Genomic DNA, 24033 nt, shown 5'->3' with positions numbered 1-24033 from the left:
CCGAAGGAAGGGGCTCGCTCGACTTGCATGTGTTAAGCACGCCGCCAGCGTTCGTCCTGAGCCAGGATCAAACTCTCCGTAGATGATTCGATCACAGGCCGAGAACCGAGAACTGGACGCTCTCGATGTCAATCAACCAAAGGAATCCCAAACCAGAACCCGAAGGCCCCGGCACGGGGTATTACTTGGCACTGACTTTCGGCACGCTGTTGAGTTCTCAAGGAGCGGACGCACAGAAACTCGACCCTCGCGGGTTCTGTTTCCAGCTAATTGTCCATCTCTGCACCGCACTCGGATGCTCCCCGCAGGGGGCCGATCCGATGCCCTCCCGGGCCGGTGCGGTTCGTGGAGAACGATACACGCCCCTAGGCCACCTCTGCAGGGGGGTGCCGAACCGCCGATGCCGGAGAGGTCAGGCCACGCCCGCTGGGCGGAACTGCACGCTCACGCGCGGCCCGACCGGCTTCGTCGTCTTGGGGATGCAGTGCTCCCATGTCCGCTGGCACGAGCCGCCCATGACGGCCAGGTCGCCGTGCCCCAGGGGGAACTTCAGGCTGGCCCCGCCGCCGACCGGCCGGAGCATCAGCGGCCGGGGCGAGCCGAACGAGACGATCGCGACCATGGTGTCCGAGGACCGACCGCGTCCGATCCGGTCGCCGTGCCACGCCACGCTGTCCCGGCCGTCGCGGTACAGGCACATTCCGGCGCTGACGAAACGCTCCCCGAGCTCGGCCCCGTAGTGCCGGTTCAGTTCGGCACGCGCCTCGGTCAGCAACGGGTGCGGCAGTGTCGCGTTGCCGCCGTACCAGCGCAGCAGCCGCGGGACGGCGACCTCACGCTCGTACATCTGGCGGCGGTCCTCCCGCCAGCCGATGTTACCCAGCAGCACATCGAGGACCTCGTCGGAACCGTTGACCCAGCCCGGGCGGTGATCGACCCAGGCGCCGGCGCCCAGGTCGTGCCGGACCACCCGGCCGGCCAGGGGGGTGAGCGTGGCCTCCTCGGCGAGGTCCCACATCGACGGCTGATGAGCGAGCGTCATGCGGGCACGCTACTCCGGTTTCGCACATGTGTGCGAAACCCTGTGGATGCAGCGCCGTCGTCCCGGCCGCTGGTTCAGGGGACGCCGTGGAGGGTCGTGTCCCCCTGTCCGGCCGCTGCCGTTGCGGCGGTATGCGGGGGCCACGTGGGCCACCTGTGCGGTGGTCCGTCCGAGCGGGGTTCGTCGGCGTCCGGCGGGACCGGTTCCTCGGCGTCCGGCGGGACCGGTTCCTCGACGTCCGGCTGACCCGCGACCCTGCCGGCGAGATCGACGAACGTGTAGCCGCGGTCGCGGTAGAAGTCGATGATCGCCGGTAGTGCCGCCACGGTCGCCGGTGAGCCGGCCGGCATGTTGTGCATCAGGACGACGGGGTTGGTCTGACTGCCGCCGGCCTTGGCCAGGTCGACGATGCGGTCGACCCAGAACGGGTCATCCGAACCGCGGGCCTTCCAGTCCTCCGTGTCGACCGACCAGTTCCAGACGTTCATGCCGCGGGCCTGGGCCAGGCTGAGGGTCGTCTCGTCGTAGGAGCCGTAGGGCGGGCGGAAGTCGCACGGGGGCGCGCCGACGAGGCTCGTCTGCCCGGCGATCGCGTCGTCCATCTCGCGGGCCTGCGCGGTCTCGGACAACGTCGCCATGTCGGGATGGGTCCAGGTGTGATTGCCGAGCAGGAATCCCCGGCTCGCCTGCGCCCGCACGATCTCCGGGCGCACCGCCTCGTTGACGCCGACGTTGAAGAACGTCGCCGTCACCTCGGCGTCCTCGAGGATGTCCATGATCGCCTCGGTGCTGCGCCCCGGGCCGTCGTCGAAGGTCAGGGCGACCGTCTTGCCTTCACCCGGTGCGACATAGCGCACTCCGTACCCCACGGAGGGGCAGACCCCCTCGGCCGTCGGAACGGCGTCCGGCACGGGCACTGTCGCCGGATCGGCGGCCAGCACCGGCGAGGACCGCCACGAGGCTCCGGACGACGACGCCGCAGACGGCTCACCCCCGCCCGACGGTGGCGGGACGGCCTGGGCGGCCGGCGCCGTGATCGAGAAGGCGCCGACGAGCAGGCCCGCGATGAGGACCCGGAGACAGGGATCGTGCCGTCGCCTGTTCATGGTGCACCGCCCGATCGGTCTGCGGCCCGGTCCGGGCCGTCCCACTGTGACCGACCGCGCCAGACACGACCAGTGCTTTCTGCACAGGGACGGCGACGCAGAGCGAACGTGTTCGAGGGCCCGGCTCCACGACCGCCTCGGACCGTGGTCGGCGGGTGCCGGCGTCGACGGATCAGGCGGTGAGGGCGAGCGCGAAGGGGAGGACGGCGGTCGCTCCCGCCCTCCGGAGCTCGCGTCCGGCGACCGTCATCGTCCACCGGGAGTCGGCCAGATCGTCCACGAGCAGCACGGGGGCCGAGCCGGCCTCCGCCAGTCGCGCTCGGAGCTGGTCCCCCACCACGATCCGCTCCCACACGGCCGCCAGCCGGAAGGCGCTGTTCCCGCCCGGCTGCCCCGTCGGGCCGCCGTGCACCAGGGACATCTCCCCGAGGTAGGGCAGCCGACCGAGGCGGGCCAGACCCTGTGCGATGCCCGTCACCAGGTGCGGGCGGCGCCGGGAGGGGACGGCGACGACCGCCCCGGGCCGCTCCTTCCAGTCCCAGGACGCGAGCACGCGGGCGCAGGCCTTGAGCAGCTCCTCGTCCGGGGGGACGTCGGTGACCGTGCGCTGCACCGGGACGTCGAACGCGGCGTCCGGGTCCTCCTCGATGCCGGGTGCCTCGTGGTCCAGCGTGACGACGCCGCCGACGCCGTCGTCCCCCAGGAGCGTGCGCAGGCGCTGCCCCCAGCCCAGGTCGGTCAGGCGCGCAACGGCCCGTCCCATCTCCACCTGATCGGTGGCGGCGATCTTGCCCTTCACTCCGACGCCGAGCCGGTCGGCGCCGGTCGGCCACTGGGCCCGCGGGGCGAGCTCCACCCCGGGCCGGTCCAGGACCGCGGACGCGGCCTCCGCGGCGGCCGCGGGCACGTCGGCGGAGTACCAGGGGCCGGCGCACACGTCGCACCGGCCGCACGGCGCGGCGGTGGGGTCGTCGAGCGCGGTCTGCAGGAAGGCCATCCGGCACTCGGCCTCATCGACCGGCTTCGCGTAGGCGATCATCGCCCGCTGCTCGGCCTCCCGGGTCCGGGTGACGCGGGCGTAGCGGTCGGCGTCGTAGACCCACGGCTGCCCGGTGGACCGCCAGCCGCCCTGCACGCGCTCCACCGCACCGTCGACGGCGAGCACCTTGAGCAGGAGCTCGAGCCTCGATCGGCGGACGTCGGCCACCGTCTCCAGCCGGGCCACCGACCACGCCTTGCCGTCGGCCATCGCACCGAGCACCGCCGCGGCGTGGTCCTCCCGCGGCATGGACGACGTCGCGAACCACTGCCAGATCGCGAGGTCCTCCGGCCCGGGCAGCAGCAGGACGTCGGCCTTCTCCACGGCGCGACCGGCGCGGCCGACCTGCTGGTAGTAGCTGACCGGGGAGGACGGCGCACCCAGGTGGACCACGAAGCCGAGGTCCGGCTTGTCGAAGCCCATGCCCAGCGCGGAGGTCGCGACCAGGGCCTTGACCTCGTTGTTCCGCAACGCCTCCTCGGCGTCCTTGCGGTCGGCGTCGTCGAGGCGCCCGGTGTAGGCCCGGACCTCGTGACCGGCGCCGCGGAGCAGGGCCGCCGTCTCCTCCGCCGCGGCGACGGTGAGCGTGTAGACGATGCCGCTTCCCGGCAGGTCGCCGACGTGCGACGCCAGCCACGCCAGCCGCGCACGGTCCGACGGCAGCCGCAGGACGCCCAGGCGCAGCGAGTTCCGCGCCAGAGGGCCGCGCACGGTCGTCACGTCGACGCCGCCCGCGCCCAGTTGCTCCGCGACGTCGGCCACCACGCGCTCGTTGGCCGTCGCGGTGGTCGCGAGCACCGGGGTGCCGGGGGGCAGAGTGCCGAGCAGGTCGCGGATGCGGCGGTAGTCCGGCCGGAAGTCGTGCCCCCAGTCGGAGACGCAGTGCGCCTCGTCGACGACGAGCAGGCCGCAGCGGGCCACCAGACCGGGCAGCTGCTCCTCGCGGAACCGCGGGTTGGTCAGCCGTTCCGGGGAGACCAGGAGGACGTCGACGTCGTCTGCCGCCAGGCGGGCGCCGATGTCGTCCCACTCCGTCATGTTGGCGCTGGAGATCTCGACGGCGCGGATACCGGCGCGGGCGGCGGCGGCCACCTGGTCGCGCATGAGCGCCAGCAGCGGGCTCACCAGCAGCGTGGGGCCCGCGCCGCGGCGGCGGAGCAGCGCGGTGGAGACGAAGTAGACCGCCGACTTGCCCCAGCCGGTGCGCTGCACCACCAGCGCCCGCTGCGAACGCTCGACCAGGGCCGAGACCGCGGCGTCCTGACCCTCGCGGAACTCCGCGTCGGGCCGGCCGGTCAGCTCGCGCAGGACCGCCCGCGCCTCGTCCGTCAGGTCGACAGGTGCCACGGAGGTCATGGCCCGACAGTAGGCAAGAGGCCCGACACCGTGACAACGCGGCAGGCAGCTGTGGACAACCGGAGAGGCCGTGGACGACGGCGTCCGTTTCGGAGGCCCGCGCCCCTATCCTGCCGTCCAGCTGCGATCCCGTTCCGACCGCGGCCGAGAGGTGCCCGCCATGCCCAGCGCACGCGTCGTCCCCGCGCTCCTGCTCTCCGCGCTCCTGCTCACCGCGTGCGGCACCGACCCGGCCGCATCCGATGCGGCCGCCACGCTGGATGCCATCGAGGAGGCGCCCACGGCCACCGATCAGGGCCAGACGACGGACGATGCCTGCGCGCTGCTGACCCCGGACGAGATCGCCACCGCAACCGGGCGGCCACCGCAGGAGACGGCGGGCGGCGGGGGCAGCTGCTACTGGACCGGCGCGGTCGAGGACCCGACCGAGATCCCGATCGAGATCTCCGTCGACACCACCTACCAACCCGACGAGTTCGCGACGTTCGCCCAGCCCGACGGCGAGCAGGTCGACCTGGGGGAGGCAGCCACCTGGGACGACGGCGTGAGCCTGCTGCTGGTCGACACCGGAGCGGCAGTGTTCAGCCTGCAGGTGCTCTCCGTCAGCGGAGATCCCAAGGCCATGGCCGTCGAGCTGGCCAACCTCATCGCGGGCCGCATCTGACGGCGGCCTGCCCTGCGGCGGGTGCCACTGGACGGCGGAGGACAATCGGCAGCGATGCGACTGTTCCGCAACAGACCTCCCGACAACCGGCCCGCCGACAACCACGTGCACACCAGGTGGTCGTGGGACACGCCTGACGCCTCCACGATGCGCCGGGCCTGCGAACGCGCCATCGCCCAGGGTCTCCCCGCGATCGCCTTCACCGAGCACCTCGACTTCACGGTCTGGCACGAGGACGACGCCGCGACGTCGCAGGGGCTGATCGACCGGCACCCCGCCTACCAGCGGCCCATCGACGTCGACGGCTACTGGGCCGAGCTCACCGAGTGCCGGGAGCGCTTTCCCGAGCTGCGGATCTGGTCCGGCGTCGAGACCGGTGAGCCACACCTCTTCGCGACCAGCGTCGCCGAGCACCTGCAGGACTCCCCCGTCGACCGGGTCCTGGGTTCGCTGCACTCGCTCAGCCTCGACGGGCAGCTCGTCGGCGTCGGCCGGCTCCTCTACGCCGATCCGGACGCGACGATGCGCCGGTACCTGGGCGAGGTCGTGCACATGATCGAGAGCAGCGACGTCTTCCAGGTCCTCGCCCACGTCGACTTCCCGCGGCGCTACTGGCCCGGCGGGTCGGAGCACTACGTCGAGAAGGACTACGAGGAGGAGTACCGGGCGGTCTTCCGGGCTCTCGCCGCCACCGGCCGGGCGCTCGAGGTGAACACGAGCAGTCCCCTCGCCTCGGTCGACCAGGTGCGGTGGTTCCACGAGGAGGGCGGCGAGGCGATCAGCTTCGGCAGTGACGCCCATGCGCCGACGGCGGTCGGCCAGCGGTTCGACCTCGCCGTGGACATCGTGGAGACGGCCGGTTTCCGCCCGGGCCGCGACCGCTTCGAGTTCTGGCGCCGATGAGCGCGGTCCGCGACGCCACCGAAGAGGACGCCGAGGCCTGCGCGGCGATCTACGCGCCGTACGTCACCGACACGGCGATCTCGTTCGAGTACGAACCGCCGTCGGCAACCGAGATGGCCCGCCGGATCGCGGCCGCCCAGCGCGCCCACGCATGGCTCGTGCTGGAGGACTCCGGACCGGACGGGCGGGGCCGCGTCGTCGGCTACGCCTATGCCGGGCCGTTCAAGGAGCGCACCGCCTACCGGTGGTCCTGCGAGGTCAGCGTCTACCTGGAGTTGGGACGACGGCGCAGCGGGAGCGGCCGGCTGCTCTACGAGGCGCTGTTCGAGCGGCTGGCCGAGCGCGGGATCCGGACCCTCGTCGCGGTCATGACCCTCCCGAACGACGCGAGCGAGGGCCTGCACCGCGCGCTGGGCTTCGAGCCGGTCGGCACGTTCCGGCGAGTCGGCTGGAAGCACGGGCGGTGGCGTGACGTCGCCTGGGCGCAGCGCAGCATCGGCCCGGACGACGGTCCGCCCGGTGAGCTTCGGTAGGGGACGGCCTGCGCAACTACTTCACCGCTAAGGAATCTGCCACTAGGCTTCGCGGGGTGAGTGCGTCGCGCGTCGTCATCGCCCTGGGCGGTAACGCCATGACCGGGCCCGACGGGTCCGCGACGCCCGGCGCGCAGCGGGACGCCATCGCCGAGGCCGCGGCGCACATCGCCGACGTCGTCGCCTCCGGGGTGGAGGTCGTGCTGACCCACGGCAACGGCCCGCAGGTCGGCAACCTGCTGGTCAAGAACGAGCTGGCCGCGGACGTCGTCCCGCCGGTGCCGCTGGACTGGTGCGTCGCCCAGACGCAGGCGACCATCGGCTTCACGCTGGCCGACGAGCTGGACGCCGCCCTGGCCGCCCGGGGCCTGTCCCAGCGCACCGCCGGGCTGATCACCCGCACGCTGATCGACGCCGAGGACCCCGGCTTCCGCGAGCCGACGAAGCCCGTCGGCCGCTTCCTCCCGCGCGCGGAGGCGGAACGGTTCGTCGCCCACGGTCAGGTCTGGGAGGACCGCGGGGAGCGTGGCTGGCGCCGGGTCGTCGCCTCCCCCGAGCCGAGGTCCGTCGTCGACACCCCGGCGATCCACGCGCTGGCCGGCGCCGGTTTCGTCGTGGTCTGCGCCGGCGGAGGCGGCATCCCGGTCGTGGACGACGGCCAGGACGGCCACGCCCTCCGCGGCGTCGAGGCCGTCATCGACAAGGACCTCACCGCCGCCATCCTGGCCCGCGACCTCGGCGCCGACACCCTCGTCATCGCCACCGACGTCCCCCACGTGATGATCGACTTCGGGCAGCCGACCGCCCGGCCGCTGGGCCGGGTCACCGTCGCCGAGATGCGCGCGCACGCGGCGGCCGGCCAGTTCGCCCGGGGCAGCATGGGGCCGAAGGTCGAGGCCGCGCTGCGCTTCGTCGAGGGCGGCGACTCCGCCGCCGGAGGACGCAGAGCCGTCATCACGTCCCTGGAACACATCGCCGACGCCGTCTCCGGGGACGACGCCGGCACCGTCCTGACCGCCTGAACCCGATCCCGCAACGAGAGGAAACCCTGTGCCCGCACCGATCGAGGTCCGCAAGGTCCCGCTGCACAACGTCAGCGACGCCTCCGAACTGGCCAAGCTCATCGACGACGGCGTCATGGAGGCCGACCGCATCATCGCCGTCATCGGCAAGACCGAGGGCAACGGCGGCGTCAACGACTACACCCGGATCATCGCCGACCGCGCGTTCCGGGAGGTGCTTGAGGAGAAGGGCACCCGCTCGCGCGAGGAGGTCAAGCAGATCCCGATCGTGTGGTCCGGTGGCACGGACGGCGTCATCAGCCCGCACGCCACGGTCTTCGCGACCCTCCCCGAGGACGAGGTCGAGAAGACCGACGAGCCGCGCCTGACGGTCGGCTACGCGATGAGCGACGTCCTGATGCCCGAGGACATCGGGCGCCTCGCGATGGTGGAGAAGGTCGCCGAGGGCGTGAAGCGCGCCATGGAGGCCGCCGGCATCACGGACCCGGCCGACGTGCACTACGTGCAGACCAAGACCCCGCTGCTGACGATCGACACGATCCGCGACGCCCGTGAGCGCGGGCAGACGACGTACATGCAGGAGCCGCACGGCTCCATGGACCTCTCCAACGGCACGACGGCGCTCGGCGTCGCGGTGGCGCTGGGCGAGATCGAGATGCCGACGCAGGAGCAGGTCATGCACGACCTCTCCCTCTTCAGCGCCGTCGCCTCCTGCTCGTCGGGCGTCGAGCTGGACCGGGCGCAGATCGTCGTCGTCGGCAACGCCCGCGGGCACGGCGGCAACTACCGCGTCGGCCACTCGGTCATGAAGGACGCCCTCGATCAGGACGGCATCTGGAACGCCATCCGCGACGCGGGCCTCGAGCTTCCCGACCGGCCGCACCACACCGACCTCGGTGACCGGCTGGTCAACGTGTTCCTCAAGTGCGAGGCCTCCCCGGACGGGAAGGTCCGTGGACGGCGCAACGCGATGCTCGACGACTCCGACGTCTCCTGGCACCGCCAGATCAAGGCGACCGTCGGAGGCGTGACCGCCTCGGTGACCGGCGACCCCGCCGTCTTCGTGTCGGTGGCCGCGGTGCACCAGGGCCCCTCGGGCGGCGGCCCGGTCGCCGCGATCGTCCGCGCTCAGTAGCTCCCGACGTCGGGGAAGTAGGGGTCCGGACGACGTTCCCGGCCCCTACTTCCCCGCACTCGGTGCTCATGACGAACGCGCCCGGCGCGTCACAGGACGAACTGCACCCGCGCGATCGACTCCGAGATCGGGTCGAACAGCTCCCGCCGGATCCGGTTGTGCTCCTGCTCGAGGTCGTAGCGGCGGTAGGCCTCCTCGTCGACGAAGTCGGCGGTGATCGCATAGCCCCAGTTGCCGGCCCGCAGCCCGGCGTCGCGGCCGGCCCGCATCTCGATCAGTCCGTCCGGCCGCAGCCCCAGCAGCGCCTGCAAGGCCCGGTCGACCGCCTCGGGCGGCACGTCGGCCCGGAGGCGGCCCACGACGATGTTGCGGATCACGACTCGCTCCTCCCCTGGCGGAGCCGTCCCTGTTCCCGCCTGCTCCCCGGATCAGTCCTCGGGACCGGCATCAGCGGGCTCCGCAGACCCCGCTCAGGCGACGCGGCTCCAGTGCCGGCCGTGCCTCGGCGCCGCGATCAGCGGTAGCGGCGAGGTCAGGTCCGGCGGCACCGGGTCGATCCTGGGCAGCGGCCACGTGGAGTCCACCGGCTGGGAGACGGACGCGGGCGCCGGTACGGGCGCGGACACGGGCGCCGGGACGGGGGGCTTGCCGCGGTGGCGGCCCTGCGCGCCGGGGACGACGAAGCGGTAGGTCGCGTCGGCGTCACGGACCACGAAGACGTCCTCGTCCTCAGCGGCGTGGTGCAGGACGACCGTGTCGAACCGCTCCGCGACCCGGTGCAGGGACTCGGCATCGGCCACGTCGAAGACGGTCGGGCCCGGGCTGAACGCTGCGACCGGGAGGATCCGGTCGGCGTGCCTGACGAGGAACCGGTCGGCCGCGTCACCTCGACGGCTCTGGCCGATCCAGGCTCCAGCACCGAGCACCAGCAGCGCGACGGCGAAGAGGACGGCCGCGACGAGCCGGGCGGTGTCGATCGGCACCTGGAAGTCGAGCACGGGGATGGTGCGGGGGACGACCTCGTCGATCGCGACCTCGGTCTTCGTGATCGGCGCCAGGTCCGTTTCCGCGGCCCCGACCGGTGCCAGGGACGCGGCGTCCAGGGCGAAGGACAGCCCGGCCGGGGAGCCGGCGGTGAAGCGCCGTCCCTCGGCCCTGCCGGTCAGCTCGACGACGGGGGTGACCGTCAGGCTCGAGCCGCCGCCCACGCCGCCGATCTCGGCGTAGTGCCGGCTCAGCAGCGCGGCGGCGGCTGACGGTTCGACGGTGACGGTCGCCGTCCCCGCCCCACTCTCGAGGGCCGCGACGGGGCCCTGCGTGACGACGGCGGTCCAGCCGTCGGCCGCGGTGACCGACACGTCGAGCCGCAGGGATCCCTGCAGCTCGGTGAGCTCCGGGCCCATCACCGTGTGGGTGAAGGAGGCGGTCACCTGGCGCGCGAGCTTCGTCCAGACGGTGTCGCCGGTCTCGATGACGCCGGACGGATAGGTGGTGCCCGGTTCGGCCGCACCGGTGTAGGAGAACTGCCCCTGCTGGGTCACCTGCAGCGTGCGCGCGTCGGTCTGCGTGGACGGCAGCACGAGGAGCACGCCGCCACCGACCAGGGCGACCAGGGCGACTGCCCCCGCCCCGAGGGCGGCCTGACGGGCGACCGAACGCGTTGGCATCGAGTAGGCGGCCGTCCGGCGCGCGACGCGGCGCCGGGCAGCGCGGAGATGGCGCCGGACAGGGTGGCGGCGTGCGTTGCCGGCCACGGCGAGCAGACCGCACACGACGAAGACGAGTGCTCCGGGCGACGTGATCGCGTCGAGGGCGATCCCGCCCCGGGGGATGCGGAGGAACAGGCGGCCCAGGATCTCGTCCCGCGACGGCTTGTCCTGGTCGAGCCAGTCGTTGTTGTCGCCCTGCGTCACGAACCCGGCGACATCCGCGGAGACGACGCGGTGCATGACCACCGTGTTCAGCGACGGGCTGCGGTAGGCGACGACGTCGCCCACCGCGTACCGGTCGGCTGTGCGCAGGATCGCCAGGTCCCCGGCCTGGAACCCGGGCTCCATGCTGTCGCCGTACGTGGCGAGGTACGTCGTCCCGCCGCCCAGCGCCAGCGGCCAGAACAGCCACACGGCCGAGAGCACCAGCGCGAACACAGCGCTGATGCGAACGGTCCTGGGAGCGGCTGTCATGGCCGGCGCAGCGGTCCGAGATCAGGCGGGGCGGCCGAGTGGCCGCCCCGCCCGGTCCGGGGGTGCTACTTCGACACCACCGTGAGACCGACCTTGGTGATGTCCTCGATCTCGATGGTGTTGGGGGTGTCGCAGACGACCTGGTGCGCGGGGTTCGCGAAGTTGTACGTACATGCCACGGCGCCACCGCCCAGGACGCCGCCTGCTCCGGAGAGGGTCAGGAGCGCGTTCATGTCGCTGGTGCTCTCGCCGACCGTGAAGACGACGGAGTCGAGCATCGTGGCGTCCGCGGCGAGCGGGTTGTAGGCGATGTTGCTCACCGTCACACCCGTCGCCGTCACCTCGCCGTAGCCGGCGTTGTCGTCCGCCAGGGCACCGGCGGTGAAGGTGTTGCCGGCAGTGAAGGCGGAGGTGGTGGCGACGGCGCCGGCGACCGCGACACCGGCGAGCAGAACGCGCGACATACGCATTGCTGTGGTCCTGTTCTCTCAGTGGCGGAGGGCCGGCCGGCGAACGTGCACGCGGTCCGGTTGGAGCTGCGCCGTTGGGTTGACACCTGGTCTTCGGCCGGGCACCCCGCACCCTCAACTCCTGTCCCAAAAGAAACTGGGAATCGTCGCTCACCGCTGGCCGCCGGAGCACCGTCGCCCGGCCGACATCGCGACCGCCGGCGGTCGGTGCGGCGCGGCTGCCCGGTGAACGCGGAAACCGGCACACCGTCTCCGGGAAGACCATCACCGGGGCGTGCGTCCTTCATCGCTACGCGTGACTGCCCGACACCGAAAGGGACTGACCGGGGATGCAGGCGCGTCGGCGTGCGCCCCGGAGGCGGCCACCAGGAACGGCTCCTTGCGCTTCGACTTCTCGGCGACCGCGACGAAGTCGCCGGGGCGCAGCCGGTAGGAAGGCCGGTCCACCCGCTTGCCGTTGACCAGGACGTGCTGGTGGGTGACGAACTGGCGCGCCTGGTAGATGGTCCGGGCGAAGCCGGCGCGCAGGACGGTCGCATCCAGCCGCGACTCGAGGTCCTGGATCAGCGCCTCGCCGGTCTTCCCGCCCGACCGCTTGGCGCGGTCGAAGGCGGCCCGGAGCTGGGTCTCGCTGATGTCGTACTGCGCCCGCAGCCGCTGCTTCTCCTTCAGCCGTGTCGAGTAGTCGCTGTCCTTGCGGCGCTTGCGCCCGTGCTCGCCCGGGGGGGTACGGCCGCCGCTCGAAGTACTGCACGCCCTTCGGCGTGAGCGGGATGCCCAGCGCGCGACTGAGTCGGACCTCGAGACGGGGTGTGTTCACGGAGCCTCCAAGTTTGGTTAGGCTCGCCTTACTACTCGCCCACGAGCTTCCGAGGTGGTCCATGACGGCCGGCCCGATGCACCCGTCCCGTGCCGTGCACGCGCAACCCCCGGCGGCGGAACGCGCCCGCACGATCGCCGCTCGGCCCACCGCCTCCCTCTACGGCCTCGGTCTGGGCATCTGCCAGTTGTGGGGAGCGACGACGACGGACGCCGGCGAGGTGCTGCTCGTCGTCCCCACCGACGGCCCCGTGACGATGGCGCTCCGCGGATCACCCCTGGGCGACGTCCCCGCCCGGCTCACCGTCACCGACCGGACGCCGTTCCCGCTGTCCCATCCGGTTCGTGGGCTGGTGCGGCTGTCCGGCTGGGTCGGGCCGATCGCGGAGTACGAGGTCACCCGGCTGGTGCTCGAGTTCGCCGACGCCCACGCCTGCGACCGGCTGTTCGACGTCGGACTGAGCGCCACGCTGCTGCGGCTGGAGCTGGCCGAGGTACAGCTGGAGGAGACCGGGGGCACGACGGAGGTCGAGCCCGAGGACTTCCTGGCCGCGCGTCCGGACGCGGTCAGCCGCGCGGAGAACGAGCTGGTCACCGAGCACTGCGAGGCGCTGGTCCAGCTCGCCTCCCGGGTGCAGCGGAGGGTCGGCCGGCACGACCACGTCCGGCTGCTCGGCCTGGACCGCTTCGGCGTCCGCTTCCGGGTGCAGGGCCGCAGCGGGTGCTACGACCTGCGCGTGCCGTTCGCCGCGGCGCTGGACGGCCCGGCCGGAGTCGGCGCGGCGGTCGACCGGCTGCTGGTCTGCGGCCCCGCCTGATCCCGCGAAGCAGCCCTCGTCCTCGGACCGCCGGGGGCCGTGGCGGATCTCGCGCGGGAGATCAGGCCGTGCGGGATTCCTCGGCCAGCGCCTGCAGCGCCTTCTCGAAGCACTCCTGCGGCGGCTGCACCAGCCCGGCGCCGACCTGGCCGGTGCCGGCCACCCGGCCGGCCATGCCCGTGTTGATCTGCGGCAGCCAGCCGGTGCGCGCCACCTTGAGGACGTCGATCCCGGTCGGCGCCCCGCGGAAACCCATGATCGGGATGGCCATCGCCGGGTTCTCCGTCAGCGTGAGCTGGTGCATCCGCTCGGTCGTGGCCAGCGCGTCGGGCACCGAGCCGCCGACGAAGCGCACGATCGCCGGCGCCGCGGCCATCGAGAAGCCGCCCACGCCGTAGGTCTCCATGATCGCGGAGTCGCCGATGTCGGGGTTGGCGTCGTCCGGGCCGAAGTTCCCGAGGAACAGGCCGACGGGGGTCTGCGCGGGGCCGGTGAACCAGCGGTCGCCGGTCCCGGCGGTCTGGATGCCGAACTCCGTCCCGTTGCGCGACATCACCGTGAGCATCGTCGAGCCGGGGATGTTCCGGGCGGCGTCCAGGGCGAGCTTCGCCGTGGGCATGCCGAGGTTGAGGAAGAAGTGCTCGTTGCCGCCGATGAACTTCAGCACCGCGGCGATGTCGGACGACGGCGCATCGACGGCCACGACCGCCGGCGACAGCTCGCGCAGCGCCATCAGCGACCCGGCCCGGTTGCGGTTGTGCCCCTCGTCGCCCATCTGCAGCATCTGGGCGAGGATCGACTTCACGTCGATCGGGTCGTCGGACCGGCTGCGTACCGCGTCGGCCAGCACCGGGCCGAGCACGTCGCGCATCCACCGGAGCCGGGTCTGCACCTCCTGGTTGAAGGCGCCCATCCGCAGCACCTTGCCGAGGCCCTCGTTGAGGTTGCAGAACGCCTGCCCGCCGTTGACCGGGTCGGAGAGGCACCACAGCCACATCGACGGGCTGGTCACACCGGCCATCGGGCCGACCGTGCGGTGGTGGTGGCAGGGGTCGAGGGCGACCTCGCCGGCGGCCAGGATCGCCTCGGCCTCCTCGACGGTCGACGCCCAGCCCTCGAACAGGCAGGCGCCGATCAGGGCGCCGCGCATCGGGCCGGAGGCCATCTCCCAGCTGAGCGGCGGCCCGGAGTGCAGCAGCGTGCGGTCGGCCAGGCCGATCACGTCCCGGGCCGGGCGGACGTCGACCAGCTCCGAGCCCGCGGCCAGCAGCCGCTCGACCGCCGTCCGGTTGGCGGCGGCCCGGCGCGGGTCGAGGGCGATCGCGGACAGGTCGGCCGGGTCGCCGAAGCCCGGCGGCCGCCAGTCGACGTCGTGCACCTCGGCGCCCTGGGCGCGCAGCGCGTCGGAGAAGACGTCGACGCCCGCGGAGACGATCGCGGGCGGGGAGGACAGCAGGCCGCCCAGGCTCACTTCGTCTCCTCGCTGGCGCTCGTCGTCTGCGTGACCCGGGCTGCTCTTTTCAGCGATGAGCTCGCAAGCTCGCTCATTGGTCGGCTCCCAGCAGGTCGAGGGCGTACCGCGTGGCGGCGGAGTTGGAGGAAGACGTCACGGGGCCACTCCGAGCAGTCTGAGGGCGTGCCGGGTGGCGGCAGCGTTGCTGGCGAAGACGACAGCCCCGGCGGCGGCGAGGGCATCGGCCTGGCGGCTCCAGCCCTGCGGGTCGGCCTCGGTGCCGACGAGCGCGACGACGACGGGCAGCTGCTTCCTCGCCCGGGCGGCGTGCAGCGCCGGAACGAGCGCGCCCGCCGGATCGGGATCGGCCCCGTACCCGAGGACGACGTCGAGCAGCAGGACGGCCGGCTCGTCGGAGGCGGCCAGCGCCGCGATCGCCTCGAGCCGCAGCGTCGGGTCGATCATCGGGTGCGCGCGGCCCACGGTCAGGGCGTCGTCCCCGAAGTCGATGACGACGTGGCCGGAGGCGGACAGGTCCGTACCGAGGTCCAGCTCGGGTCTGAGCGGGGTGTTGGAGCGGATGTCCCCGAGCGCCGGGGCGGCGATCAGCATGGCCTCGTCGGCGAGCGTGCCGCCGGAGTAGAGGCCCTTCAAGGTCGCGCCCGGGACCGAGGATTCGACAGGCCCCGGGCGCGACGGCCAGGTGGGCACGTCCATGCCCATGTCGGTGAGCAGCGCCTCGACGGCGGCGGTCAGGTCGGGGGTCTCCGGCGACAGGACGGCGGAGCGCACCGGCACGGAGAGTTCGGCAGCGGCGGCGGAGACGGATTCCTCGACCGACGGCGCCGGGGGCTTGGAGACGAGCAGCACGCGCTCGGTGGCCGGGTCGGCATCGAGCGCCGCGAGGGCGTCGAGCGTGGCCAGCCCGCCGACGGCCTCGGACAGGTCGCGCCCGCCGACGCCGAGCACGTGCGAGACCCCGACCCCGGCCATGTCGAGCAGGCAGGAGACCTGCTGGGCGCCGGTGCCACTCGCCGCCACCAGGCCCACGGGACCGGGTCGGACCACGTTGGCGAACCCGAGGGCGACGCCGGAGACGATCGCCGTTCCGCAGTCGGGGCCCATGACCAGCACGCCGGCGTCGCGGGCCGCCCGCTTGAGGGCCACCTCGTGCTCGACCGGGACGCCGTCGGAGAAGATCAGGACACTGCGGCCGGCGGCGATGGCGTCCGCGGCCTCGGCGACGGCGTACTGCCCCGGCACGGAGACGATCGCCAGGGCCGAGGCGTCGGGCGGCAGCTCGTCCAGGCCGGCCCCGATCGTGCGGTGCCGGACGGCGTCGGCGGTGCCGGCCGAACGCTCGCGCTCGGCCAGCGCGGCGTCCACGGCGGCGACCGCGGCGGTGAGTGCGGCGTCGTCCTCGGCGCGGACGGCGATGAGCAGCTGCTCCGGCGAGGGAACCTCCTCCGGCGCCAGGCCCATGTTGCCCGCGAGCTCGAGGTTGAGCGGCGTCGCCATCGCGACGATCACGCCGGTCACCCCGGGCAGCGCGGACACGGTGCGGCTCACCTGCATGAGGCGGACGGAGTCGGCGTAGACGCCGGAACGCAGGGAGACCGACCGCACGCCGGCGGTGCCGGACAGGGCTGGTGAGGCGGTCACTGTTCCTCCACGCTGACGCTCGTCGGACAGCGACCGCTCGGGGTGCTGCGCTGTCCGGCGGGCGTGCCACCTCGCCCGCGTGCCGACCGTACCGACAGATGTCTCAGCGGTGAAGTATCGCCTCCAAAGAGCAATAACGATTTAGCACTGAGGTACTTCCGCCCCGGGGTGTCGAGTGACACAGTGGCGCCTCCCGGGGCCTCCGACGCCGTCGTCGCGCACCGGATCGAGTCGGTTGGTGCACGTCGAGGAGGCACGCAGATGGCGTTCAGCTGGAAGCTCTACGGGGACGGCAAGACGCCGCCCCTGGGTGAGGCGGTCGCCCCGGACGAGCGACTGTCCTGGCCGCGGACCGTCGGGATCGGTGCGCAGCACGTCGTCGCCATGTTCGGCGCGACCTTCGTCTTCCCGCTCATCATGGGGCTGGACCCGAACCTCGCGATCATGATGAGCGGGATCGCGACGATCCTGTTCCTGCTGATCGTGAAGGGGCAGGTGCCCAGCTACCTGGGCACCAGCGCCTCCTTCGTCGGAGGTGTCGTCGCGATCCGCGCCAACGGCGGTGACTCCAGCGACGTCGTGGGCGCGATCCTGGTGGCCGGTGTCGTCCTGGCCATCGTCGGCCTGATCATCCACTTCGCCGGCGTCGGCGTCGTGAACAAGGTGCTGCCCCCGGCCGTCACCGGCGCGGTGGTCATGCTCATCGGGTTCAACCTGGCCCCGGTGGCCGCCGGGATCTACTGGCCCCAGGACCAGTGGGTCGCCCTGGCCACGATGGCGTTCGTCATCGTCTGCTCGCTGGCGCTGCGCGGCTTCCTCGCGCGCATCGCCATCCTGCTCGGCCTGATCTTCGGCTACCTGCTGTCGGTGCTGCTCGACGTCACGGCCGGCCAGATCACGTCCCCCGACGGCACCGGCACGGTGTCCACCCGCGACCGGATCAACTTCGACACCGTCGGCCAGGCCGATTGGTTCGGCCTGCCGGAGTTCACCTTCCCGACCTTCTCGCTGAACTTCAGCCTGCTGGTGCTGCCCGCCGTCATCGCGCTGGTGGCCGAGAACGCCGGGCACGTCAAGGCCGTCGCCGAGATGACCAAGCGCGACCTCGACCCGGTCATCGGCCGGGCGGTGTTCGCCGACGGTGTCGGCACGGTGGTCGCGACCGCCGTCGGCGGCTCGCCCACCACGACCTACGCCGAGAACATCGGTGTCATGGCCGCCACCCGGGTCTACTCGACCGCGGCGTACTACGTGGCCGCGATCGTGGCGATCCTGCTGGGCCTGGTGCCCAAGTTCGGCGCGCTGATCAACATCGTCCCGGGTGGGGTCCTCGGCGGCATCACCGTCGTCCTCTACGGGATGATCGGCCTGCTGGGCGCCAAGATCTGGAAGGAGAACCGGGTCGACTTCGCCAACCCGATCAACCTAGTGCCGCTCGCCGCGGGCATCATCATCGGCATCGGCAACGTGACGCTGACCTTCACCGAGAACTTCTCCCTCGCGGGGATCGCGCTCGGCTCGATCGTCGCCGTCGTCGCCTGGCACGTCGCTCGTGCGCTGGCGCCGGCGGACATGAAGGAGGCCCTCCTGCGCGAGGGTCGGCACCCGGCCGCCGGCACCACGTTCGGGCACGTGCACGGTGAGGAGCCTCTGCTCGCCGACGCCGCCGCCCGTCGCGGCGAGACCCCGCTGCGCGAGAGCCCCGACCCGTCGTCGGTCGACGAGGTCGGCCGCCCCGGCGTTCCCGGCGGGCACACGCCGGGAGAGGGCAAGCACAACCGGTGAAACCAGCTCCCTTCCGTTACGCCGACCCCGGCACCCTCGAGGAAGCCATCGCGGTTCTCTCGTCAGAGGGTGCGGGCGCCAAGGTGCTCGCCGGTGGCCAGTCGCTGCTCCCGCTGCTCTCCATGCGGCTCGCGGCGCCGACCACGCTGGTGGACATCAACCGGGTGCCCGGCCTCGACACCGTCGAGGCCACCGGGGACGGCGTGACGGTGGGAGCGCTGGTCCGGCACAACGCACTGCTCCACGACGCCGCCGCCGCCCGGGTCCAGCCGCTGCTGGCCCGGGCGACGGCGAACGTCGCCCACCCGGCGATCCGGAACCGGGGCACCACGGTCGGGTCCATCGCGCACGCCGACCCCTCGGGCGAGATGACCTCCGTCCTCGCCCTCACCGACGGCCACGTCACCGTCGCCACGCCCTCCGGTGTCTCCACCGTCGAGTGGCGCGACTTCTTCGTGGGCCCGCTGGAGACCTCGGTCCACGGCCCGGCCGTCGTCACCTCCGCCTTCTTCCCGGCGCTCCCCGACCGCTCCGGCACCGCCTTCGCGGAGGTCGCCCGCCGCAAGGGCGACTACGCGGTCTGCGGCGCCGGCGTCGTCGTCACGCTGGACGCCGACCGCCGCGTCGCCGCCGTCCGCGCCTCCTACGTCTCGGTCGGCCTGACCCCCGAGGTGCACGACCTCACCGACGCCGTCGTCGGGCAGCCCGCGGACAGCGCCGACTGGGCCGCCGCCGGGGCGCTCGCCCGCACGCTCGTCGACCCGGACACCGACATCCACGCGAGCGCCGACTACCGCCGCCTGCTGGTCGGCGTCCTCACGGAACGCACGCTCGTCGCGGCGGCAGCCGAGGCGCTGGGGGGAACCGAATGAATGTCGACACGGAACGGACGATCACCCTCACGGTGAACGGGATCCCACGCGAGGCCACCGTGCCCGTGCGGCGGCTGCTGTCCGACGCCCTGCGCCACGACCTCGGGCTCACCGGCACGCACGTCGGCTGCGAGCACGGCGTCTGCGGGGCGTGCACGGTGCTGGTGGACGGCGAGCCGATGCGCTCCTGCCTGCTGCTCGCCGTCCAGCTGGACGGGGCATCGGTGACCACGGTCGAGGGCCTGGCCCGCGACGACCACCGCGGGGGACAGGTCCTGCACCCGGTGCAGGAGGCCTTCCGCGAATGCCATGCGCTGCAGTGCGGGTTCTGCACGCCGGGCTTCCTGACCACGATCGCCGCGGGCCTGGAGAAGCGCGACAACTCCGCCGAGCTCACCGAGGAGGAGGTCGACGACATGGTCGGCGGCAACCTCTGCCGGTGCACGGGCTACGCCAACATCAAGAAGGCCGTCCACACCGCCAACGCCGCCATGCGGGACGGCTCCTGATGCCGCTTCCGGTACCGAAAGCGGCACCGTCCCCCTCAGCTTTCGGTACCGAAAGCGGGAAGGGGGGACGACGCCCGATGACTGGGCGCCCAGGCTGCGGGGCAACCGCGAGAGCCGGGCTGCGGGGCGGCTCTCGCGGTTGCGCGGCGGCTCTCGCGACCGGAGGTGGACGGCGGTGACGACCAAGCTGTTCGGTGAGCCGGTCCGCCGGCGCGAGGACGCCCGGCTGATCGTCGGGAAGGGCCGCTACCTCGACGACATCGGCTCGAACGCGCTGGCGGCCGCCTTCGTGCGGTCCCCGCACGCGCACGCCCGCGTCGTCGACATCGACGTCGACGGCGCCCTGGAGGTCGAGGGCCTCGTCGCGATCTACACCTACGAGGACCTGCACGGCCCGATGGCCGAGCCGCTGCCGGTGCTCATCCCGCACCCGCAGCTGCACGCCCCGCGCACCGGCTATCCGCTGGCCAACGGGGAGGTCAACCACGTCGGCGAGCCGGTCGTCATGGTCGTGGCCACCGACCGGTACGTCGCCGAGGACGTCTGCGACCGGATCGTCGTCACCTACGAGGAGCTGCCCGTCGTCGTCGGCGTCGACGCGGCCCGCTCCGCGACCCACGCGGTGCACGCCGAGATCCCGGACAACGTCGCCGCCCGGCACCACCAGGAGACCGGGGACGTCGAGCCGGCCCTGGCCGCGTCGCCGCACACGCTGAGCTTCACCCAGTACATCGAGCGCAGCGCCTGCATGCCCATGGAGGGCAAGGGCGTGCACGCGCGCTGGGACGACGCCGACTCCTCACTCCGGGTCTACAGCAGCACCCAGGCCTCGACGTCGGTGCGGGCGGCGATCGCGGCGAAGCTGGAGCTGTCGCTGGACAAGGTCGAGGTGATCGCGCCGGACGTCGGCGGCGGCTTCGGCGTGAAGATCAACCATCCGTGGCCGGAGGAGCTGATGGTGCCGCTGGCCGCCATCGCGCTGCAGGCCGAGGTGAAGTGGTCGGAGGACCGGCGCGAGCACTTCATCTCCTCGGCCCACGAGCGCCAGCAGCGCCAGGAGATCACCGTCGGGTACGACGACGACGGCCGGATCACCGCCCTCGACGTCCACATCTGGCACGACAACGGCGCCTACACGCCGTACGGGATCATCGTGCCGATCGTGACGGCGACCCAGCTGGTCGGCCCGTACGTGCTGCCGGTCTACCGGGTGATCGTGGAGAGCGTCTACACGAACACCGTCATCGTGACGCCGTACCGCGGGGCCGGGCGGCCCCAGGGCTGCTACGCGATGGAACGGACGATGGACCGCATCGCCGACGCGCTCGGCCTCGACCGGGCGCTGGTGCGCGAGCGGAACCTGATCCGGCCCGACCAGTTCCCCTACGACCACCACCTGACGTTCCAGGACGGGCGACCGGTCATCTACGACTCGGGCGACTACCCGGGGCTGCTGGACAAGCTGAAGGCGCTGGTCGGCTGGTCTGCCGCTGAGGAGCTGCGGGCCGCCGCCGCTGAGCGCGGCAAGCTGCTCGGCGTCGGCATGGCCATGTACGTGGAAGGCACCGGGCCCGGGCCGTACGAGGGCGGGCACGTCCAGGTCCTGGGCAGCGGCAAGGTGCTGGTCTCGACCGGCCTGACGTCGCAGGGCCAGGGCCACGAGACGGTGTTCGCGCAGATCGTGGCCTCCGAGCTCGGCGTGCCGATCGAGGACATCGAGGTGACCACCGGCGACACCCGGCGCTTCGGCTACGCGGTGGGCACGTTCGCCTCGCGGGCCGCGGTGATGAGCGGCAACGCGATCGCGCTGGCGGCCCGGGGCGTGCGCGAGAAGGCGCTGCGGATCGCGGCCGACGTCCTGGAGGTGGACCCGGGCGACCTGGAGATCGACAACGGCGTCGTCCAGGTGAAGGGGACGCCGGGGGCATCGATGCCGCTGCGCACGGTCGCCGTCGTCTCCAACCCGCTGCGCTACGCGTTCGACGAGGCCGCCAAGCAGGCGACCCAGTTCGCCCGTCCCGGGTCGGACGACAAGCCGCCGGTCGCGGTCGGGGACGCCCCGGGCCTGGAGCACGTCGACTACTACTCACCGATCCGGTCGACGTTCGCGTCGGGCGCGCACGCGGCGATCGTCGAGATCGACCCGGCGACGTGGGAGATCGACGTCGTGAAGTACGCCGTGGTGCACGACTGCGGCAACGTCGTGAACCCGATGATCGTCGAGGGCCAGGTGCACGGCGGGGTGGCGCAGGGCGTGGGCGGGGCGCTGTACGAGCGGATGGTCTACGACAAGGACGGGCAGCTGCAGAACGCCTCGTTCATGGACTTCCTGATGCCGTACGCCTCCGAGGTGCCCGACATCGACATCGACCACCAGCAGACGCCGTCGCCGCTGAACGCGCTGGGCATCAAGGGCGCCGGCGAGGCCGGCGTCATCCCGGGGACGGCGGCGATCGCGTCGGCGATCGAGGACGCGGTGGGACGGCGGATCGCGTCCATGCCGATCTCCCCGACCGAGCTGTACGACCTGATGCGGAACGACGACTCGGAGCTGACCGCGGCCTGTGCCCGGCGCTCCGGAACAGGAGCGATGGCGTGAACCTCGACGGATCCGCGGTGCTGCACGCCGACCCCGAGCGCGTGTGGTCGGTGATCACGGACCCGGCGGTGCTGGCGCGGACGATCCCGGGCTGCGAGTCGCTCGAGCAGGTCGGGGATGACTCGTACCGGATGAACGTGTCCGTCGGTGTCGGAGCGATCCGCGGGACGTACGCCGGCGAGGTCCACCTGACCGACCAGCAGCGCCCGACGTCCTACGTGATGCACGCGTCGGGTGCGGGAGCGCCCGGTCAGGTGCGCGCGACGGTGACGATCAACCTGCAGCCCGACGGCGAGGGGACGACGCTGACCTACTCGGCGGACGCCGTGGTGGGTGGGCCGGTGGCCGGTGTGGGGCAGCGGATGATGACCGGCGTCGCGAAGCGGATGGCCGGCCAGTTCTTCACGGCGATCGACGCCGAGCTGACCGGGGTGGCTGTGCCTGTCGCTGCGGCGCCGTCGGCAGCTGCCGCGAGTGACACGGCGCTGGCGGCCGTCGGCGCGCCGGCCGTGGGCCGGACGTTCACCGGCAGGGCGGCGGCCGCGGGTCCGCTCGGCGGCGACGTCCAGTCGCTGCTGCTCGGCGCCGCCGGCGGTGCCGTGCTGACGCTGCTCGGCGTCCTGGTCGGCTACCGCCTCGGTCGCAGGCGCTGACCCTCGCGTTCCGGCGTCACATTCCTGGCTGGGCGACGGCGAGTCCCACCGCTCCGGCGGCCGCGACGAGCCGCGCGTCGTGCGACGAACGTCTCGAGGTCGGGATCGAGGGACCGCGCTGGCCAAGTGCAGCGCGTCGAGAGTCCGCAGGCCGGGATCGGGCAGTCCGGCCGCTGCTCCGAGGACCCCGTCGTCGAGGGGGACGACGCCCAGCACGGCGAGCACCGAGCGCCCCCGGTCCAGCAGCCGTTCGTCGATGCGCCGACACGAGCGGAGCACCTCGACCTGCGCCAGCGCGCTGCTCACCAGCGGTGCATCCGTCCGGGTCGGCCGGCCAGGAGGTGACTCGGCGGTGTGTTTCTCGGCGCGGACCAGCTCGAGCAGGGCGGACGAGTCCAGGTAGATCAGAGGCGGTCCTCGCGGAGTTCGTCCAGCACCGTGCCGGTCGACGGTCCCTCGACGCTCACCGGCTCGGGGAGGTACCGCGGCCCCTTGGCCGGTATCAGCCTCCCCGCCGCGACCAGCCGATTCCGTGCCGACTCCGACGGGTGCAGCGGCACGAGCCGGGCGACGGGAACACCGCGCTCGGTGACCTCGATGGACTCGCCCGCCTTGACCTGCGCGATGTACCGGCTCGCGTTCTGTCGGAGCTCTCTGACGGCGGTGCGCTCCATCCGCACACGGTGGCACCTGATGTGCTACCCCGGCTCGCTCTGGGCCGTCACGTCTGCGGATCCATCGCAGACCGGACGAACTGAGGCTCCGGCGCATCCGGGTGGGCGGACGCGGCGGAAGTCATGGTGTCCGACCCCCGACGCCCGTACCGCGGGCCACATCCCGAGGAACGCCATGAAGATCACCCGAGTACTCGTCACCACGGTCCTGTCCGCCGGAGCACTGGCGGCGAGCGCCGTTCTCGCGCCTGCCGCCGGCGCCTCCGACGACGACCACCGTTCGGCCGGCACCACGACCGTCGTCCTCAATCCCGAGCTGGTGCCGGTTCTGGTCGACACCTTGAAGGTGAAGCCCATCGAGCCGGGAGAACTCACTGCTCCGGGCGGTGTGGCGCAGGTGTCCTTCCCGATCACCGAGGTGGAGGACGACGAGATCGAGCACAGCGGTGGCCTCCAGTTCACGCCGGTCGGCGGCGGCTCGCTGAAGATCACCGAGTTCGAGGTGGAGCTCGACGACGGTGTCCTCAGCGCCGACAAGACGAAGCTCAACGGCAAGAAGCTCGGTGAGGTCGACATCTTCGTGCTCGGCGAGGCTCAGCCGATCAACGGTGAGGTCCCGTCCTGCGACGGCGTCCAGGCGGGGCTGACCCTCACCCCCGAGGCCGCGGCGGCGCTCGGCGCTCCGGACTTCGCCGGCGCGTTCGTCGGGGATGCCTGCGTGGTGCCGACGGACTGA

21 protein-coding genes, 1 rRNA gene and 1 pseudogene are annotated in these 24033 nt (G+C 72.5%); 12 read left to right on the top strand and 11 right to left on the bottom strand.

All coding sequences use genetic code 11. The features are described from left to right. From E4P39_RS16215 to E4P39_RS16200, 4 genes are all read right to left on the bottom strand, one after another. Positions 1-83, bottom strand: a 16S ribosomal RNA gene (locus tag E4P39_RS16215); the annotation flags it as partial. A 329-nt stretch (positions 84-412) separates the two neighbouring features. After that, on the bottom strand, positions 413-1042 hold the full coding sequence (locus E4P39_RS16210) for an alpha-ketoglutarate-dependent dioxygenase AlkB (RefSeq protein WP_135137598.1): 630 nt from the start codon (positions 1040-1042) through the stop codon (positions 413-415). 74 nt (positions 1043-1116) lie between these two features. Beyond that, positions 1117-2148, bottom strand: a complete 1032-nt coding sequence (locus E4P39_RS16205) for a polysaccharide deacetylase family protein (protein ID WP_135137597.1) — start codon at positions 2146-2148, stop codon at positions 1117-1119. Positions 2149-2320: 172 nt separating this feature from the next. Then, positions 2321-4543: a DEAD/DEAH box helicase gene (locus tag E4P39_RS16200; protein ID WP_135137596.1), complete on the bottom strand. Its 2223-nt coding sequence runs from the start codon at positions 4541-4543 to the stop codon at positions 2321-2323. Between the two features lie 160 nt (positions 4544-4703). Here E4P39_RS16200 and E4P39_RS16195 point away from each other — a divergent pair, with 160 nt between their 5' ends. From E4P39_RS16195 to E4P39_RS16175, 5 genes are read left to right on the top strand one after another with little or no spacing between them, the layout of a single operon-like run. Further along, positions 4704-5207, top strand: a complete 504-nt coding sequence (locus tag E4P39_RS16195) for a DUF3558 family protein (RefSeq protein ID WP_135137595.1) — start codon at positions 4704-4706, stop codon at positions 5205-5207. A 54-nt stretch (positions 5208-5261) separates the two neighbouring features. Further along, positions 5262-6110: a PHP domain-containing protein gene (locus E4P39_RS16190; RefSeq protein WP_135137594.1), complete on the top strand. Its 849-nt coding sequence runs from the start codon at positions 5262-5264 to the stop codon at positions 6108-6110. Beyond that, positions 6107-6643 (top strand): GNAT family N-acetyltransferase, encoded by a 537-nt coding sequence (locus E4P39_RS16185; RefSeq protein WP_135137593.1) that lies wholly within the window; start codon positions 6107-6109, stop codon positions 6641-6643. Before E4P39_RS16190 ends, E4P39_RS16185 begins: the two co-directional genes overlap by 4 nt. Before the next feature lie 56 nt (positions 6644-6699). Further along, positions 6700-7665, top strand: coding sequence for a carbamate kinase (gene arcC / locus E4P39_RS16180; RefSeq protein WP_135137592.1), 966 nt, complete (start codon positions 6700-6702; stop codon positions 7663-7665). Positions 7666-7693: 28 nt separating this feature from the next. Beyond that, positions 7694-8800: a ring-opening amidohydrolase gene (locus E4P39_RS16175; RefSeq protein WP_135137591.1), complete on the top strand. Its 1107-nt coding sequence runs from the start codon at positions 7694-7696 to the stop codon at positions 8798-8800. Positions 8801-8889: 89 nt separating this feature from the next. Here E4P39_RS16175 and E4P39_RS16170 read toward each other — a convergent pair whose 3' ends face one another. The 4 genes and pseudogenes from E4P39_RS16170 to rpsD all read right to left on the bottom strand — a co-directional run. Further along, positions 8890-9177: a Dabb family protein gene (locus tag E4P39_RS16170; protein ID WP_135137590.1), complete on the bottom strand. Its 288-nt coding sequence runs from the start codon at positions 9175-9177 to the stop codon at positions 8890-8892. Positions 9178-9270: 93 nt separating this feature from the next. Continuing rightward, positions 9271-10947 carry a signal peptidase I gene (locus E4P39_RS16165; protein ID WP_167761899.1) on the bottom strand — a complete coding sequence of 559 codons (1677 nt, stop codon included), beginning with the start codon at positions 10945-10947 and terminating at the stop codon, positions 9271-9273. 101 nt (positions 10948-11048) lie between these two features. Next, positions 11049-11453, bottom strand: coding sequence for a hypothetical protein (locus E4P39_RS16160; protein ID WP_135137588.1), 405 nt, complete (start codon positions 11451-11453; stop codon positions 11049-11051). 360 nt (positions 11454-11813) lie between these two features. After that, positions 11814-12273: pseudogene (gene rpsD, locus E4P39_RS16155) on the bottom strand (30S ribosomal protein S4); the annotation flags it as partial. A gap of 61 nt (positions 12274-12334) precedes the next feature. Here rpsD and E4P39_RS16150 point away from each other — a divergent pair. Then, positions 12335-13090 (top strand): DUF2470 domain-containing protein, encoded by a 756-nt coding sequence (locus tag E4P39_RS16150; protein ID WP_135137587.1) that lies wholly within the window; start codon positions 12335-12337, stop codon positions 13088-13090. Positions 13091-13151: 61 nt separating this feature from the next. Here the strand turns inward: E4P39_RS16150 and E4P39_RS16145 are convergent, their stop codons facing one another. Further along, positions 13152-14561 (bottom strand): DUF1116 domain-containing protein, encoded by a 1410-nt coding sequence (locus E4P39_RS16145; protein WP_135137586.1) that lies wholly within the window; start codon positions 14559-14561, stop codon positions 13152-13154. Positions 14562-14696: 135 nt separating this feature from the next. Next, positions 14697-16205: an FdrA family protein gene (locus E4P39_RS16140; protein ID WP_245159884.1), complete on the bottom strand. Its 1509-nt coding sequence runs from the start codon at positions 16203-16205 to the stop codon at positions 14697-14699. Positions 16206-16466: 261 nt separating this feature from the next. On the opposite strand from E4P39_RS16140, the gene E4P39_RS16135 reads away from it, so the two are divergent. The 5 genes from E4P39_RS16135 (at position 16467) to E4P39_RS16115 (ending at position 22623) form a co-directional block, all read left to right on the top strand. Next, positions 16467-17990, top strand: coding sequence for a solute carrier family 23 protein (locus tag E4P39_RS16135; protein ID WP_135137585.1), 1524 nt, complete (start codon positions 16467-16469; stop codon positions 17988-17990). Next, positions 17987-18862 carry an FAD binding domain-containing protein gene (locus E4P39_RS16130; RefSeq protein WP_135137584.1) on the top strand — a complete coding sequence of 292 codons (876 nt, stop codon included), beginning with the start codon at positions 17987-17989 and terminating at the stop codon, positions 18860-18862. Before E4P39_RS16135 ends, E4P39_RS16130 begins: the two co-directional genes overlap by 4 nt. Positions 18863-18894: 32 nt before the next feature. Next, on the top strand, positions 18895-19371 hold the full coding sequence (locus E4P39_RS16125; protein ID WP_348633820.1) for a (2Fe-2S)-binding protein: 477 nt from the start codon (positions 18895-18897) through the stop codon (positions 19369-19371). 175 nt (positions 19372-19546) lie between these two features. Then, positions 19547-21970, top strand: a complete 2424-nt coding sequence (gene cutA / locus E4P39_RS16120) for an aerobic carbon-monoxide dehydrogenase large subunit (protein WP_135137582.1) — start codon at positions 19547-19549, stop codon at positions 21968-21970. Continuing rightward, positions 21967-22623 carry a carbon monoxide dehydrogenase subunit G gene (locus E4P39_RS16115; protein ID WP_135137581.1) on the top strand — a complete coding sequence of 219 codons (657 nt, stop codon included), beginning with the start codon at positions 21967-21969 and terminating at the stop codon, positions 22621-22623. Before cutA ends, E4P39_RS16115 begins: the two co-directional genes overlap by 4 nt. Before the next feature lie 404 nt (positions 22624-23027). Here the strand turns inward: E4P39_RS16115 and E4P39_RS16105 are convergent, their stop codons facing one another. Beyond that, a complete protein-coding gene (locus E4P39_RS16105; protein ID WP_135137580.1) occupies positions 23028-23297 on the bottom strand; it encodes a type II toxin-antitoxin system prevent-host-death family antitoxin in 270 nt (89 codons plus the stop codon). A gap of 175 nt (positions 23298-23472) precedes the next feature. Here E4P39_RS16105 and E4P39_RS16100 point away from each other — a divergent pair, with 175 nt between their 5' ends. Beyond that, positions 23473-24033, top strand: coding sequence for a hypothetical protein (locus E4P39_RS16100; RefSeq protein ID WP_135137579.1), 561 nt, complete (start codon positions 23473-23475; stop codon positions 24031-24033).

Origin of the sequence: Blastococcus sp. CT_GayMR19 (assembly GCF_004570385.1) — a bacterium.
Lineage (GTDB): Bacteria > Actinomycetota > Actinomycetes > Mycobacteriales > Geodermatophilaceae > Blastococcus_B.
Note: the sequence above shows the minus strand (reverse complement) of the source record. Positions and strands in the feature narration are given on the sequence as shown.